The sequence below is a fragment of the Paenibacillus sp. LjRoot153 genome (assembly GCF_964253085.1).
Lineage (GTDB): Bacteria > Bacillota > Bacilli > Paenibacillales > NBRC-103111 > Paenibacillus_E.
In genome coordinates, this window is the sequence record NZ_CAXUQH020000002.1 from 348,051 (window position 1) to 363,810 (window position 15,760).

Consider the following 15,760-nt stretch of genomic DNA (forward strand, 5'->3'; position numbering starts at 1 on the left):
GACTGTACTTTTATTCTTTTTGAATAGATCTAAGAATCCTATTAGACTCCCCCTTGTTTTTTATAGAAAACATAAATAAGCCCGTTACTCTCTCCTTCAGTACTGGAAAGTTTAACGAGCGTTCATAATTCTATTACTTAGTAGTAGACTTCTTTTGCCGGTATGTCATAGTGCCGAGAATATGGTGCGTTTTTGTAATCTTCCATACCTTTTAAACTTAATCCAATAACTAATACAGCTGCTAAGATAAGAAAAACTAGAATCTGAACTATCTGTGATTTAAATATCACGAGAAGCCCTCCCCCCTTTATTAATAATGGCCACACAACAAAAAAAAACCTATGCGTCAGCACGGGTTTTTACGTTTTATATAGTGTGGACATAGCTCCGCCACTTCATTGTCAATGATAACATTTCCCAATTACGTTGACAATACTTTTTGTGAAATTACCTTGAGTGTACCTGTCTACTTATTCTTATTAGTGAACTAATCCAGCCTTCTTCATGGCAGCTATAAACAATCCTACTTCAGCCTCCCAAGTCATCACATCATCAACTAATGGATCAGGTTTTTCATTGGGATGCGGTACCATCCCCCATGTTTTATTGATTAGATTCCCATCAACATCATATTCAGGTATCATGATACGTCCATCATTCAGTGGGATAAGCTCAACCTTATCTGGACCAGGCGCATTAACTTCTTGTTCCTGAGCCTGGTGTATCGCACGCAGTTCACGATCATTACGGGGTTCTCTACTACTCAAAAAGCCAACCTCCACCTACTATAATGCCAACCGTCCCTGGAAACTCTTGAAAACTTTCATCCTTGGCTCTACATCTAACGTCCCCAGATCTTCTCGCATAGCGTAAGCCTAGGCTGCTTACAGTTCTGTCAACCCGCGCAAGGCTTCGGCGGTGCCAGCGTTCTTTAGCATGGCGTAACGCATTCGGTATTTACTGTCACCAGTCTCTTGTATTGTTTTTAGTCAGCCCTAGCTATTTCCAAAATATCAGCGTCTACGACTATGTATTCCATTTGTCTCTTCCCCCACTTCTCCTATTTTTCGAACACATATTTGTATTTAATGTAATTCCGAAAATTACCTTCTCCATAGTGTACATGTTCCCACCTCCAAATCGCTGTAATAAGTGTAACACGGGAAAATGTGTATAATAGACGGATAAAAAGACCGCATTTTACACGGCGATTAATGGGACAATGTTCTTGTCACCTGACACCAACATTTCTTGTTATGCAGAATTTGCTTAATACGCTATTATTTAATCATCTTAATTACAAACCACGATAATTAAATTATTAAAATAATTTACGATATGTGTTAAATACTACCACAAAAACATATTCATTTATTGCACTAATCTTCTCGTTCAAATAGCTGAGAATGCTGCCGGAAAATGATCGTCGGCAGCATTCTCATGTTTTGTCATTGAATTATCGTTCTACGTAATTGTCAGCATAAAATAAAGTATTAGACTGGATGTCTTTATTCCACGAGTCATATCGAATAGTCAAACCGTTATACTCCATGAAATAAGTATTAGACTGACCCTAGAAATTGAAAAAGCGACAGCCTAGTACGAGAAAATAAAATCCTAGACAGTCGCTGTTTCATTGAATTATCTTTATCCAAAAATAATAGATTATTAACTTATTATCCTTTTATTTTAGCTTTTCGATGTTTTGTTATCATCATCACAAAGTTAACCAAAAAATGGACATTACTTGGAACTCCAAGTTCTAACAATAAAGTCTGGGTGTATTTCATTCGTTTCTTTTGATTTGAAAGGGTAGAAAATATTTCGGTTTCTTTTATCTTATCTAGTATTAAATCCGCAACCTCTTGATATTCTTCACTTTTAAAAAAAGGTAATCCGTCGATTACATTACCCGGATTGATATTATAACCATCTGGAGCTATCGAGTCATATGCCCTTATTGCATTATCTTCTAACTCGCTTAACGTTGTAAAAGATGTATCCTTTAGAGGTATTAAACTTATGCTAAATTGATCTCCTGAGCAATAATCCTTATATACTTCTGGATTTCCTCCATTTTTAATAAAGTGATTATAAGCTCTATCCAATACTCTTTCCGCTTGACCTACGTAATACATATCTTTTACAGAATTATAGATGATATAAATACCAGGGAAATTCTCTTCGTTCTCTCTTACATGTTTAATCCTAAATTCTAGCAACATTTCTGGAGTGAAATTTTTCGATTTTTTCCTTTTATTATCTAAATCCTTTCTTGTCATTTTTTTTGAGCCATTTCGTTCAGCAATTTTCTTTTTCAAATAAAAATATGACGGCTTTATTCCTGGTTCAGATTGGACACTTAATACCTGTCTTATCCATTTCCGTTCATCTTCTGTTATAGTCAGAGCAGATAGTGCAACAGTTCTTTGAGAAGAAATTTCTCTTTCTGACAACACTCGAGGGATTTCTAGCGACTTTTCATTATCCATTCTTATGAACCTCACCTTTTTTAAAAACCAATTTCCACTGAACTCTGCCCGTACCTCAGTTTACTGCCCTCGCCAGTCTAACACTTTATTTTCATCTAACAGTAATCATGAAGGGTCTAAATATCTGGCTTATATCTCTCGATCATCTTCAACTATCTAGGAAAAATAATTTGCAATTGCCATTGTAATTTCTGATATTTCATTCTGAAATGTATCATCAAGTGTCCAAGATACAGCTATTTCAATCAAGTTAATGTCTTTAATCCCTTCAAGTGAATCAAAACCGTAGCCCCTATTTGAAACATTTCATTATCAAGTCTTACGAAACTAACAGAGCCCTTTTTCTTAAAACCATAGTTTTTTAATTTTCTATATACTTCACCGATAATTTTCTTATAAAGTTTATCTGCTTCACTTCTTGTGACTAAATCCATTTCTCCAAACCGTTGTCGTGTTACGGTGTCAGTAATAAAAGATTCATCGTACACAATATGACTCTCCTTTGCTTTTAAACAGATAAATTCCATGTTTTATCCCTTAATATTGTTACTTAAAGATAACCTGTTCGAAACATATAAACTATATTCGTCCTCTATACGATTTAAACAAAACATGAACGCTTCAATAAAGTCTAAATCTGCATCATTACGTTGTTCGTAAAAATAACGCCAGATTGTAAAAGTATCTTTATGTGATTTTAGGAGTTCTATAAATTCCTCTTCTGAAAGACGATGAGGTTTACCGTGTTTCTCAGACTTGAAATAATATGCTGCTATTGTTCTTTCCATAAAGTCCGAACGAGTTCTTTCAGAAAGTTTATTAAAGAGTTTATATAAGTCATGACCTTTTGGTGTTTTCCCACTTTCAGAGTGTGAAATACTTTTTAAGGCAAGCTCGCAGGAAAAGGCGGCATTTGTAATAGCCGGAAAAAGATATACCGAAAAAGTATCGTTATAAAATTCGCATACCTCGTTGTGTTTATCTATTAGGCATTTATAAGCTAAGTAGTAGGCACTGGCTGCTGATTGTATTATTTCGCTCATTTTCTCAAATAGACCACCTATTCATGACAGAATCAGTTCAACTCAATAAAATTGCTCTTTCATATTTTCTTTGGCTTAGTCCCACCAAGCGTATAAATTTTCTACCATTTCAATCACATCAGGTTTAGTGCAGAATGCAACAAACTCTTGTTTCAACGTCCTTGTTACATATTCTTTGGGTACAAAGAGCGTATCTAATGACACTCGATAATCTCCACGCAATAGGAAATTCATGATTAACCCATGTTTCTTATTCCCTTCAACCCCATGCTTATTAAGAAGAATATCTAAAACTTTAATTACACTTCATTTACCAATTGAGATAAAGAGAATGTTTCATAAATATCAAATTCCTAATTCCTCTTTTTTGGAGAAAATATCTGCATATTAGAAAAGCCCCTATTTCATTAGAGGCCATTAATAATCTATGGTAACGTGCAAACTTCTTCAGGTTTAATATAATGTTTAATATTTGGTATTATTTTAAAACTTGACTGGTATCCTCTTTCTCCTTTGTATGAATCAATTAATACTTTAAGGTGATCTGGATTTTCGACATTAAATATGGACTTCGCAATTTCAAAATGTGATTTTGATTTAAATTTAGATAAAAGCTTAATGTCAATTGAGTTTTCAAAATACAAATATGTTATAGGAAACCAATTATAATCGTTGAAATCTTTCTGAATAGAAATACTTGAAATATAGTGTAAAACAATATCGGCTGCCAAAAAAGATTCTTTGAGTGCTTTCGGAATCCTTTTAACTAAAGTTTCAGCATGGAAGCTATAATGATTTAATTGCAGTCTTTGTTTTCTACGCTCTAAAGAACTTGCATATGTTCTAAATACAATAAAGTTCCTCTTTTGATTGCCAGAGAATCTCGATTTCAAATTATAGTCTGCGAAGATTATTTCTGATATAAGATGGTACGATTTATTTTTAATTAAGATTGCTATGACATATAGAAAAAGTTCATGAATCAAAAAATTATATTGATCAAATTGATCATCGTAATAACTACCTTCTCCTTTAAATTCAGTAAATCGATACATCTCCTCAAAAAATCCAATAATTTGGTCACTATCTAAACAGTCTGATTCTAGCATAATATTAAAAGCTTTTATAAAATCATCTCGCAAATGTAAAGAGGACTCAATTTTTTCAAAAACTTGTTCGTCCAATAATGCTGCGTCTGGAACTTCTTTTATGTCAAGCTGCTCTAAAGAATCAAAAAAGCTTTCAGTGAACTCGCTCCACAAATATTTCAACCTTTTTGGAGCTCTCTCGAGTGCAGTAGCCATCTTCCGTACTACAGAAGATGTTTGAAATTGAACGGATGTTTCATCAAACAAGAAAGCAGGAACTTTTCCACGCATTGGCCTTTTATAGAGCGGAGCATCACAAATACATCTTAGTAATTTTTCGAAATTTTCCTCATAGGTGTTCTCGTCAGAGAGATCTATATATATTCTTGATGAAACAAATACAGGAAATACCTCTTTGCCCTCTTCATCCCTCTCCGCGAGTATTGGGATGAATTTTTCCTGTTTTGATTTACCATATAGTTCTGGTGTAATAATTTGCGTTTCTGTGCCTACTCCACCTGATCGCGAATCGGCTTTTTTCTTATATCCTGAATCACAAATCAATAAAACTCTATCAATTTTGTCAGATGTAACCATGCTCTCCATGAATGCATATTTATCATGTCCTTCTTTAAGATCCCACTTATCAAGATGAACAGCAATCCCGTTCTCTTCTAACTTCGTTGCAAGATCTAGTACCCACTTTTCGTGTGCATCATCAGTCCAAGAGTAAGAAATGAAAACTTGTTTTTCAGAAATTGACAATTCTTCAGCCTGCTTTCCATTAAATATTTACCATTATTATACACTAAGTGAGCACATAAACTAGTTAAAAGAATCGCAGCAGAGATAGGCTCGTTTAATCAGGTTACTGGACATGCAATTTTCGAGATTGGGCAAAGGCTTGTACACGTAAAATATACATTAAAATATGGGTATCTCTGGTAATAGACTGAAGAATTCTTTTAGTTTACTTAGAGATACTCAAATAAAATTTGGTCAGAATGGAAACTTGCGTATTGATCTAAAATTGCTTTGTACCAATTAAGACAGCGTATAGGGAAAATGAATACCGACAACAAGTAGGTGTTTAATGGAAATGTCTTAGCAGAGTTTAAAGCTATCCGTCAGCTTGACGGTCACGACTATATGACACAAGATGTCTTATAGTTATCGAGGTCTTTAGCGTCTTTAAAACCTCCATAAATCTTTTTATTATGGATTGATCATTACTAATCAAAAGAGTGAGTCCAGAATCCCAACAAACAATTTCAACTTCTGCTTTGGAATGTTGGACAGTGACACCTGGTTTCCATAATTCTGGAGTTTCCGCAAGCGGTAAACACTCAAATTCTATATATCGATTACTTCCGTATTTTTAAAACCAGAAAGTATTCCCTAATACATTAAAAAACCAAGATTTTCTAATTCGTTTTAATTGAGTAAGGAGCTTAAATTTAATCTTTTTCTCTTAATCTAGGACTTTATTACTAGTAATAGAGATGTTATAATTTTTAGAAACTTGATATTAGTTCTTCTGTATACGATAAGGGCAAAACTAATGAAAATTAGTGACGCAAAGCTAAAGGGGCTAAGGCGATTTATTTCGCTACGCTTGCCAGCTACCGAACCCAGGGAGAGATATATAATCCCCTTTGTTCTTTATAAGGGGATTTTTTATGTTCATATATAATAACGGGTAATAAGCCTACCCATTGAGGTGAAATTTAAATGGCAAGACTAATGATTGTAGATGATTCTATGTTTATGCGATTAATGATAAAGAACATCTTATCAGAATTAGGGCATGAAATTGTTGCTGAAGCATCAAATGGACTTGAGGCAGTATCTCAGTTTCTTCAACATTCTCCAGACCTAGTTACGTTGGATATTACAATGCCTGAGATGGACGGTATTACTGCTTTAAAGGAAATTAAAAAATACAACAGTGATTCAAAGATAGTAATGGTATCAGCGATGGGGCAACAATCTTTTGTTATTGAAGCCATTTCTTTAGGTGCTAATGATTTTATTGTGAAGCCTTTTGATAAAGATAGGGTAGCAGATGCAGTACAAAAGTTACTAAATCTATGATGTATTACTTACTGTTTCACAAAACTCAAGAAAACTGTCCATCAATTAGCTGCCCACACTTCCCGTTACTTCAAGAGGTCTTCATGGTTTCTTTTTGAACAAACGTTCCCAGTTAGCGTAACAAAAGCTCCCCTTGCGCAGTATGTGTTTCACCGTCCCTTTAATTTTTTGTTTAATTGCACGGCTTCCGTTAAATTTTTTGCTGAATAGCTAAGTACAGAAGTACCACCTGTATTTAAAATTAAGAATTTCTCTTTGTTAAATTCTAATGATATTTCTGTCATATCCGAATTTATATAGGCATTTCCAATAAGGGTACGAGTAGTATTATCATAAGATATAATCTGGAAACCATTTGAGATTATAGTATGTTTAAATTCAGTCCCCCCGACGTTCAGTTTTCCAATTAAATGCATTTTCACTTTTATCAAAGGTACCATCGAGTTGGATGGGAATTGTCTTATGTATTTGAGTTTCAACGTTGTATGCAATAGCATTACCCATAATTTTGATCGACTTCGTTGGTGTTGAGAGGAACAAGTAAACGACACCTGTACTTATCAGAATGCCTAATGCAAAGCACATCAGATTAATTCTTGTTTTATTCAATGCTACCTCCCCTTAAGAATTTCATTAGTCAATTTGTTTGTATATTTACAAATTATAACATTTTCGCGAGATCATTTATATATCTTTTATTGCGTTAAACTCCCGTTTGTTTAGCAAGTTACAGGTCAGTCTACTGCTTGTCGGCAATCGGACAATGTTGTTGTCATTAACAAATGACAACAACTTGATCCGATAACTAAAAAATCCCGCGGTTTACGCGGACTTCATTCGGACGATGTTCTTGTCAACCGGCACTTGCTGCCATATCGTCCGCAGGTTTACGTGTGTAAGATTCGCTCTAGATATTTATATGTTTTAGGAGCATACTTTTGTAAATTGTTCCTCGTAAGTTCATTGTTTAAATAAAAAGCGAAACACTCAGCAAAGTATTCAGCTGGATCGTCAGATACATGTGAGAAATACGCATCGTTTCCTGTTGGCATAACATCTTTAGTAAATAGTTTTTTCGACTCTTCTTTCCAGTCAATTATAAAATCAGAATTAGAAGAATACTGGTCTTTTTGAGAATTGTTATTATAGTCAAATGCATGGCCTACTTCGTGTATCAAAGTATTTAAATAATCAATTGATTCGATTTTAAGCATGATTATTTTATTTTTAGGATCATGTTTTCCACTGATATTATCATTTGTATTCATTGAGACATCCGAGAAATTCTTTATAAAAAATATTTCGTACTTATTGACAACTAAAATATCCTGTACTCTTTTAGGAAGATTTTGAAGAGAAGTAATTAGAACTTTCACTTGATTATTTTCAGTGGGATTTTGTATTTTGTATGCATATACATTAACAACATTTCTTGATATCAGATCTGCATCTTTTGGTTTAGTTAATTCTTCATGTTCTACTTGTGACGAATTGCATGAAATCAAAATCATTATTAGTGCAATTGGTATTGCACCTATTATTAAAAGTTTCATTATTGTGTTAGAATTCTTTGCAAAATAAACTTGCTCCATTCTCATTCATACTCCTTTTATACATTCGGAAAGTAACTAATTGTCGAAGCCATATGAACCAGATCAGTCAACCCATCGGCCAGCTCCACTGTATTAAAAGACCTGCGACTGCCGCGTTGCGCACAGATTCTCTAATGAATTGTGAGAAATGTGGGAATAAACAACAAAACTCCAAGAAAAATAATCACCGAGCTTTTATTTCAGTCATTCAAAATGGCTTTACCTTAGTTTGGAAGGATGAGTCACATTCGTACTACTAACAGCTCGTAAATACATCGTTTGTGCGCCTATTACCATATCACTTACATTTATTAATCTTGAAAAAATAGGTAATTGAATCACATAAAATTGATAGTTATGTTTGTGAAGGAGAATTTCAATTTCTTCTAATGCAAATCTATCTTCATTTTCGTAGATAAAGTCAAAACAAAAATGTCTGTTATTAATTTTCTCCAGATCTTCAAAAAATCTAAAAAAACTCTTTTGTACCTAAATACCACTCACCATTAAGTTTACAGCTATGATTAAATAATAATTTGTGTACTAGTTTTTCTAGGCCAATAATATCCTCTTCATATTCAGATGTAATTATAAAAATATTTGAGATTTTATGAGGACAATTGGTTTGAATAGCTTTTAAACGATTTTGAATGCATCTCGTTTTTCCGATTTTCAATAAAATATCATTTTTAAATTCACATGCTATTAGGTAGACAAAATACATACTCTCCGGGGTCCATTTGTTCATGTAGCCCCACCGCTCGCCCCTCAAGCATATATCACAATCGTTGGTTGCCTACATTAAAACTAAATTATCGAAATAAGTTTTTAAGTACTCTTCGTCTTTCATAAATAGTTCATTAATTTCTTTCTCTTCTAATATTTTACGAAATATTTTTCTCATTAGATTATCCAACTCAACGGATATTTTAGTCTGTTCTTCAAGAAACCATAACTTCTTAGGAGATATTAAACTTCCATGAACTGTACTTGATCTAATTTTATATGCTTCTTTAACTAGATTAAAAATCACCTTTCGTTCATCTAAAGTATTGCAAATAAATTTAGCGGTTCTTTCAGAAATTTTATGTGTTACTTCTTGTGTATCAGTTGAGAACAATGTTTCAAGCATTGTACAGTAATGTACGATTTTAATTGGAATATGTGCCTCACCTCTTGCAGTTTGTAAAAAGTAATAAAATCGTTCAATTCTATTAGATTTTTCTAATAGAAAGTCTCGACTTGCTGAAGCAGGGTTACTCTTAAAAAAAGAATGGTCTGTAAACATTAATTTATAATCAATTGCTTTTAATATTTCATCATGACTAAATGTTGTCTCTTCATGGAAGCCTTTAGCGTTGGTAAATTGATTTGCGCGAAAATTGCTTGTCACATCGATTCCAGATTCATCTTTTATTACAAGATATCCCAACTCAGTATCTATACTATGATCTTTAATAAGCCATAACATTGTTGTTAGTGACTGTGTTAGTAACATGTAATAGTCCAAGAAAAGCAACTTATCCTTCTTAGTATTGTATTTATTAAAATTATGCGTTAAATCACTGATAAGCCCCATTGAATATACGAAACAAGAATTAAACAAATTATTATATTCCAGGAGACCCACCATACGTATAAAAATCTCTTCACTAAAGTGTTCTCTAATTCGCTCATTACTATTTGATAATCTCAATTCTTCAAATATATTGGTCCCTTTATTCATTTTTGTAGTGATTTTGAGGTAATTGAGTTTTGATATAAAATAGTACTTCATTTCGAATCACACTCTTTCTTTCAAGATTAATTAAGATTATCGTTTAGTGTCATTTTCTACAAGAGCTTTAATTAATACACTTCCTATCCCACGTTTTCTGATGTGCGGGATGATGTCAAAGTTTTGAATTTCGGGAATACCGTTTTCAATAACGCTGGGATATTTGTGATTTATATACGACATGTCCCCAACCTACAAACTCACTGTCATATATCACTATGAGTGTAACTCTTTTATTATTTTGGTTTTCTTCCCAGCAACTCTTTACGTAATCTAGAGGTTAGCTTATATCATGACCTGCTAACAAAATCAATGTCGCTCTGTCTCAATAGACGAATTTATAATTGTAAATTCATAGTTGTGTTTTCTCTCAAGTAATTTTAAGAAAAAATTCCTTTAATAACACACTAATAAGGATTCAACTGGGTGAGAACAACTATTGTGAAACTCTCCTCCCGTTCAACAGATGACGGCAGCCGATCGAGTGCTGGCTGCCGTCATGTTGTGATTGAACTATAGTTATCCGTAATAAATCTAATAAATGTTTTCACTTGATTTTTCCTATTTTCCTTAATTGATTCACTCTTCTTGCTGTTTCTTGCATTTTGATGTCAAATTAATATCAGCGAAAGAAAAGCAAGTACGATGGCAGATATAGACAATATTATCGCTATTTTATTTAACAACGGTCTGTCATGCCACCCTTTCAAAATGATCCAATTTCTAACCTCATTAAACCGTTTCATATCGCTAAAATTCTTCCACACTCTGTTCTCAACAGTATAGATTAAATTCCCCAATTCGGATTCATCTTTCACCCTTTCCCACTCATCTTTTAAATAACCCTGAAGTTGCGTTGTAATGATATTAATACAAATATGAATTAACACTTTATGCTTAAATAAGAGGTTCTTCAATCTCTTCTCTTCTTGTTTATAATTTCTATTTTGAAAAAAATCTTCATCCCGATAATACTGTTCGACTTGTATATCCGTGTTGATCTTATCAATACTCATCTCACTCATGAAAACACCGTTGTTAATAAGAATCATTAAATCATCTTGAATGAGTTTTGAAACAAGAGCATCGCAGTTGCTTAAATCAAGCATATCTAAATAATCAGCATGCCGTGCTTCATCAATCTCTTTTGCTTCTGGTAATATCAGATTTGCCACATATTGATTGGTCTGTGTAGATTTAATGGAATCAATAACTTGAGCCATTTTGTTAGCACTAATCTTAATTTGATCGACAAGAAAAGACAAACTCTTGTCCCTTGTACCTTTGTGGTTAAGTAACAATTTAATTTTCGCATTACCTGCTACTAACTTATCGTTTAATTCGAAAACATCTTTATCTCTAAATACTTTTCTGTCAATTTGATCAACAATTGAAAAATAAGCTGAAAACTCGTCCCTTAAAGAACTCATCCACTTAATTCTTTCAGATGTAATTGTTTCCACGAATCTCGACTTTCGGTTATTAAGGAATGAAAAAAGTGCATTATACGCTGAAATAATAAATGTTAAAAAAATACCTATTGCGTAAGCGGTGTCCTTATCCATTAGATCAAGCCTTTCAATTCTAAATTGATAAAGTATATATGTACTCCGAAGGTTATATGTATTATTATTCGAACCGCTTTTAGTGGAGCAATCCTTCCATTACTGATCTTCATATCCTTTCTGTATGCAGACATGAAGAAAGCAATCGTCAGGGTCATCCAGGTGATTAAAAAACAACAAAAATATTCATCGCTGAAATAATGATCGTGAAGCTATCGTTTTCTCCGTTAGTTCAACCAAAGACATCGTACAATGGTGAAATTCTTGTGATTTGCTTGAATAGCGTGTAAAGTTCCGTTGTGCGGCTAAATTTCATCCGTTTCTTCACTATCCTCTGGCGAATCCTCATCCATAGCGAAATCTTCTAAGAGTGTTCTGTGTGGAATTGAGTAATAGAATTCTCGTTCATCGCCATAAATAACTTCGTCTTCAATGTTCACGCTGTTAATCCATCGAACGATGATTTTACGATCATGCCGATTTCGGATGGCCGATTCAATATCACTTTCAAAAGCTGGCACCGGGAAGTTGTCCATAGTTTTTGAGAACATATCAGCAATTATATAAGTATTTTTGAAATGTGGATCGTGACTGGTAGTCTTCCCGATGAATAAATGATAACCGCTGATATACCTGCCGTCCGTCCCAACTTGCAAGGTAATGACCTTTCCGACGGTGTTACCCATCAACCTAGCATCCACAAAAAAACGATGGTAATACTTCATCAGCACGTGCCGGTATTCGTTTTCCTTTAAAATGTCAGCTATGTCTTCCCATGACCAAACGATTACCTGCATCTGATTGGTCGAAAGTGCGGCGGCAGCCTGCTGCAATTTGGTGTCTCGTTTTGCCGTAGTGGCGATAATGTAAGTGCTGATTGCTGGATTGAATCCGGCTATACCAGCCACTTCTTTTGTGATCTCTTGAATGGTCAATTTCTTTCCAAGCTCTTTAACCTTACACTGAACGCCAAACCATTCCAATGTATCCCTATCACGGCCAAATACATCAATCGAATATTGTGCCTGTCCACCGGTGCCGTTCAGTAGAACACCATCCGAATTTTTAAGACGCACCCGCATCATATCTTTGAGCAAATGCTCAAAGTCCTTTTCATCCTCGATCGGCGGTAACTGATGACTGTCAACGTTCATTTAGGACCCTCTCCATACATGAAATAGTATAATCAGTTCTTACTTATGGAATATGAGATCCTTTGTCTTCGCTCGAATCTCATAACTCATCAAACAGGAAAGCGTTGTTTCATAGAGACACAAATTCGTAGTAAGAATAAATTTATTATTCTACTGAAAGTGCGTTACATGAACATTCCGAAATGCTCTTCATACTGATCGTTATTAACTTTTGGTGCCCTGTATAATACTGGGTCAATCGTTGGATCTGTGGATATTGGCATCTTCTCAAGTTCGGATGGCTCGAGAACCACAACTTCAATGTGACTAGCAGCTCCAACGTGACGATATACTTCCTCTTTGAAGAAATCCCACGTAAATATGCGAAGTTTCTGCTTCATTTCCATGAAACCTACATCTGAATAATTTCTAATTACTGCAAGCCGGCACAAGTCATGTGATAAATACTCCAAGCAATAATACTTTTGACCATCTTCTTCTATGATCTCAAAAGGCTCGAGCCCAAATTTGTTCTCTCGCGGCTGAACTCGTCCATATTTCATTGTGAAATAATTCACATGTGACGACGGGGCCAGAGTGCGCTTGAGAATTTCGGCACTTGCTCCTGCGAGAGGCAAAAGATGAATATGAGCAGCGAAAACCTTAGCGCGCGCCACCCTCTCGTACATTTGCTCCATGCGTTGAAAGTGGACTCTTTCGCCGGATCTATAGAGCAAAATTGCCCTGGGGAGCTTTAGATCGTGTAATTCATGTAAGCACGAGAGTAGCTGCTTATCACGGCCACCTTCATCCAGTAGATATACGGCATACTCATGTTCACTATTTGGTGGGACCAAACATCCGATCATCCTTACGTGATTTGGCAAATAGCGTCTACGTTTAAATTGACGGCTATCGTCTAAGATCCAACCATCTTTAGCCAGAGGAATATAGAACCTGCGAATCGCACACAGGTTTTGTACTCGGTACTTGCTAGCAAAGTCATTCAAGTACCTAACCTCTACATCATCGTTTACAATCATGCCCCAACGTCTTAGGAGCTCCATTCCGCCCTCTGCCATCGTAACTAATAGCATCTTACTTTCTCCCCAGAATCTAGCCTGAGAACGAATGAGTCCAGCTGTCTCCATTTGCTTTAGTCTTTTATAGACATAGGTAGTCTGACTACCATCAAAGTGCATGGCCCGTATATAATCAAGCGGCAGCAGTCTTAACCGGTACGTATCATAGAGTAGACGTTTATCCCGCGGTGTCAACTCTATACTCAACGCGCGTTCATAATATCTAATAATGGTCACCCCATTGGTTTTTTATAAAACATTTAATGCCTTTAAACCCGTATCATTGGCGTCTACTTTCGGTCTACCCGTCAATCAGTAAGGTGTTATCGCCGTGCTACGCACTCCTTTTTACACCCTCCCTCCCACCGTGTACCCCTTCATTACCCGCCTGTGCAGCCATCTTTATTTAAGCGTGGTTTGTCCATTTGGTTGTCGTTCTAATCACAACCAATCTCGCTTTTTCCTCGTGCTTTTTCGTACCATTTAGTTCGTTCCAGTCCTGCTCAGTACCTCCTATCCACGCGCCCGCGGCACGCTCCTAGTCGGTACTTCACCACCGTTATTATATATGCCACGGAAAATACTGTAAATATACTTATTTGATAAGTGCTTTTTAGGGAATTAAGGATCTAAAATGGAGAAAATTTGAAAATCTACTTTTTTTAGGGTGCTGAAACACGGTGTAACGCCTTATATTAAAGGGGTTTTACTAGTCTAAACTATTACATCTAAAATACAGATTTCTGTAGTAATCTAAAATGATTTCTTTTATAAAGTCAGTATTTAGCTCTTATAAGTTGCCTAGTGAATAAAACATACGTTCTGCTTCTCTAATTACTTCAATCTTGTTTTTATCTTTTGAAACAAATACTTCGACATGTGCTCCAGCCTCTTGATCTAGGCAACCAATCTCCATAATTGAAACGTCTTGCCATGAATCATTTAGTAATATTCCCGACAGCTTTAATGCATCAATTAAATATTTTCTGTTTCTGTTATCTAGATCCCTTTCAAGATTATTCGGAAAGCAATGCACGATCAATAGAAATGCTTTTTCATGAAAGGTCTGCTTTATCTTCAGCCGTTTAACTGCTTGTCTTGTGACCAAAATATAGTATTCTTTATTCCAGCCGCGGTATCTTTCCCTAAGTATTTCTTTCGGTAATTCATTAACTTCAAAGTATGGCGGTAGAAACCCCTCAAATCTAAATTGCAGCATTTCAGGCTCATGATGTTCTATAATCTGGCAATAAGGCAATAAATCCCGTCCATCATCATTAGCATCCAATGGGAGCTGGCTGGATATGTAGCTATATACTTTACGCTGCGCTATACCGATAGCAGCCAAAGCTTCACGTAGTTCCCCTTGCATGATTTCTTCAAGCCTTTCCAACTTGCGTTCATTTACTAAGAAACTATCGGTAGATTCCTCTTCTGGTACATTTACTCGCGGAGATGGCCTTTTGTATATGTTTGATAAATCATTACCATTTGATGTATTTTTTGATTCATAGAACCAAGTGTTATCTTCACTATTAGACATTTTCCACCTCATAATCAAAATATCTTTATCAATATAAAGTAACACCATTTCAGTGTCACTTTTAGTGTTACTTTATAAATTGGTTATTAACTTGATTCCTTGTAATATGTAATGATTCACCTAATTCCATCCAACTAAAATTATCAACATATTTCATCCAATTATAATTATTCCCACTCCTCCTAGTAACACTTTTAGTGTTTCTTTTTTCTTCAATTCACCGATTTCTAGTATTTTCTGATGTCAATCTCTTACAATATATTTATATTTTTTAGCAAGATTTTTTTGAGCTACTTCTTCCAGAAAGATCACTATTCCTACTGCGTCTGTCAATCATTATCATTGCTCAAG

Annotated in this window: 14 protein-coding genes and 1 riboswitch; of the genes, 1 reads left to right on the forward strand and 13 read right to left on the reverse strand. The window is 34.9% G+C overall.

What is annotated here, in order from left to right; translation table 11 throughout:
• Positions 1-479 precede the first annotated feature (479 nt).
• The 5 genes from ACSQ8P_RS37000 to ACSQ8P_RS37020 all read right to left on the reverse strand — a co-directional run bounded on the left by ACSQ8P_RS37000 (position 480) and on the right by ACSQ8P_RS37020 (position 5,388).
• Complete coding sequence (locus ACSQ8P_RS37000; RefSeq protein WP_436239967.1) at positions 480-767, reverse strand: hypothetical protein; 288 nt, start codon at positions 765-767, stop codon at positions 480-482.
• A 909-nt stretch (positions 768-1,676) separates the two neighbouring features.
• Entirely contained in the window at positions 1,677-2,492 is an 816-nt protein-coding gene (locus tag ACSQ8P_RS37005) for a GIY-YIG nuclease family protein (protein ID WP_436239968.1), read from the reverse strand.
• A 245-nt stretch (positions 2,493-2,737) separates the two neighbouring features.
• Positions 2,738-2,980, reverse strand: a complete 243-nt coding sequence (locus ACSQ8P_RS37010) for a hypothetical protein (RefSeq protein ID WP_436239969.1) — start codon at positions 2,978-2,980, stop codon at positions 2,738-2,740.
• 42 nt (positions 2,981-3,022) lie between these two features.
• On the reverse strand, positions 3,023-3,535 hold the full coding sequence (locus ACSQ8P_RS37015) for a hypothetical protein (RefSeq protein WP_436239970.1): 513 nt from the start codon (positions 3,533-3,535) through the stop codon (positions 3,023-3,025).
• Positions 3,536-3,960: 425 nt separating this feature from the next.
• On the reverse strand, positions 3,961-5,388 hold the full coding sequence (locus ACSQ8P_RS37020; protein ID WP_436239971.1) for a toll/interleukin-1 receptor domain-containing protein: 1,428 nt from the start codon (positions 5,386-5,388) through the stop codon (positions 3,961-3,963).
• A gap of 776 nt (positions 5,389-6,164) precedes the next feature.
• Positions 6,165-6,253: riboswitch (cyclic di-GMP riboswitch) on the forward strand.
• A 101-nt stretch (positions 6,254-6,354) separates the two neighbouring features.
• Here ACSQ8P_RS37020 and ACSQ8P_RS37025 point away from each other — a divergent pair.
• Positions 6,355-6,717 carry a response regulator gene (locus ACSQ8P_RS37025; RefSeq protein ID WP_436239972.1) on the forward strand — a complete coding sequence of 121 codons (363 nt, stop codon included), beginning with the start codon at positions 6,355-6,357 and terminating at the stop codon, positions 6,715-6,717.
• Positions 6,718-6,866: 149 nt separating this feature from the next.
• Here ACSQ8P_RS37025 and ACSQ8P_RS37030 read toward each other — a convergent pair whose 3' ends face one another.
• From ACSQ8P_RS37030 to ACSQ8P_RS37065, 8 genes are all read right to left on the reverse strand, one after another.
• Entirely contained in the window at positions 6,867-7,196 is a 330-nt protein-coding gene (locus ACSQ8P_RS37030) for a hypothetical protein (protein ID WP_436239973.1), read from the reverse strand.
• 408 nt (positions 7,197-7,604) lie between these two features.
• On the reverse strand, positions 7,605-8,309 hold the full coding sequence (locus tag ACSQ8P_RS37035; protein ID WP_436239974.1) for an anthrax toxin lethal factor-related metalloendopeptidase: 705 nt from the start codon (positions 8,307-8,309) through the stop codon (positions 7,605-7,607).
• 469 nt (positions 8,310-8,778) lie between these two features.
• Entirely contained in the window at positions 8,779-9,057 is a 279-nt protein-coding gene (locus ACSQ8P_RS37040; RefSeq protein WP_436239975.1) for a GIY-YIG nuclease family protein, read from the reverse strand.
• 48 nt (positions 9,058-9,105) lie between these two features.
• On the reverse strand, positions 9,106-10,035 hold the full coding sequence (locus ACSQ8P_RS37045; protein ID WP_436239976.1) for a hypothetical protein: 930 nt from the start codon (positions 10,033-10,035) through the stop codon (positions 9,106-9,108).
• 662 nt (positions 10,036-10,697) lie between these two features.
• Positions 10,698-11,651 carry a hypothetical protein gene (locus ACSQ8P_RS37050; protein WP_436239977.1) on the reverse strand — a complete coding sequence of 318 codons (954 nt, stop codon included), beginning with the start codon at positions 11,649-11,651 and terminating at the stop codon, positions 10,698-10,700.
• Positions 11,652-11,956: 305 nt separating this feature from the next.
• Positions 11,957-12,805: a hypothetical protein gene (locus ACSQ8P_RS37055; protein ID WP_436239978.1), complete on the reverse strand. Its 849-nt coding sequence runs from the start codon at positions 12,803-12,805 to the stop codon at positions 11,957-11,959.
• Positions 12,806-12,969: 164 nt separating this feature from the next.
• A complete protein-coding gene (locus ACSQ8P_RS37060) occupies positions 12,970-14,073 on the reverse strand; it encodes a hypothetical protein (protein ID WP_436239979.1) in 1,104 nt (367 codons plus the stop codon).
• 583 nt (positions 14,074-14,656) lie between these two features.
• Positions 14,657-15,409 carry a hypothetical protein gene (locus ACSQ8P_RS37065; RefSeq protein WP_436239980.1) on the reverse strand — a complete coding sequence of 251 codons (753 nt, stop codon included), beginning with the start codon at positions 15,407-15,409 and terminating at the stop codon, positions 14,657-14,659.
• Positions 15,410-15,760: the final 351 nt, after the last annotated feature.

Excerpts from the sequence above, each read along its gene's own strand:
- ACSQ8P_RS37005 (WP_436239968.1), bottom strand. The coding sequence starts at position 2,492 with ATGGATAATGAAAAGTCGCTAGAAATCCCTCGAGTGTTGTCAGAAAGA.
- ACSQ8P_RS37015 (WP_436239970.1), bottom strand. The coding sequence starts at position 3,535 with ATGAGCGAAATAATACAATCAGCAGCCAGTGCCTACTACTTAGCTTAT.
- ACSQ8P_RS37025 (WP_436239972.1), top strand. The coding sequence starts at position 6,355 with ATGGCAAGACTAATGATTGTAGATGATTCTATGTTTATGCGATTAATG.
- ACSQ8P_RS37035 (WP_436239974.1), bottom strand. The coding sequence starts at position 8,309 with ATGGAGCAAGTTTATTTTGCAAAGAATTCTAACACAATAATGAAACTT.
- ACSQ8P_RS37040 (WP_436239975.1), bottom strand. The coding sequence starts at position 9,057 with ATGAACAAATGGACCCCGGAGAGTATGTATTTTGTCTACCTAATAGCA.
- ACSQ8P_RS37045 (WP_436239976.1), bottom strand. The coding sequence starts at position 10,035 with ATGAATAAAGGGACCAATATATTTGAAGAATTGAGATTATCAAATAGT.
- ACSQ8P_RS37050 (WP_436239977.1), bottom strand. The coding sequence starts at position 11,651 with ATGGATAAGGACACCGCTTACGCAATAGGTATTTTTTTAACATTTATT.
- ACSQ8P_RS37055 (WP_436239978.1), bottom strand. The coding sequence starts at position 12,805 with ATGAACGTTGACAGTCATCAGTTACCGCCGATCGAGGATGAAAAGGAC.
- ACSQ8P_RS37065 (WP_436239980.1), bottom strand. The coding sequence starts at position 15,409 with ATGTCTAATAGTGAAGATAACACTTGGTTCTATGAATCAAAAAATACA.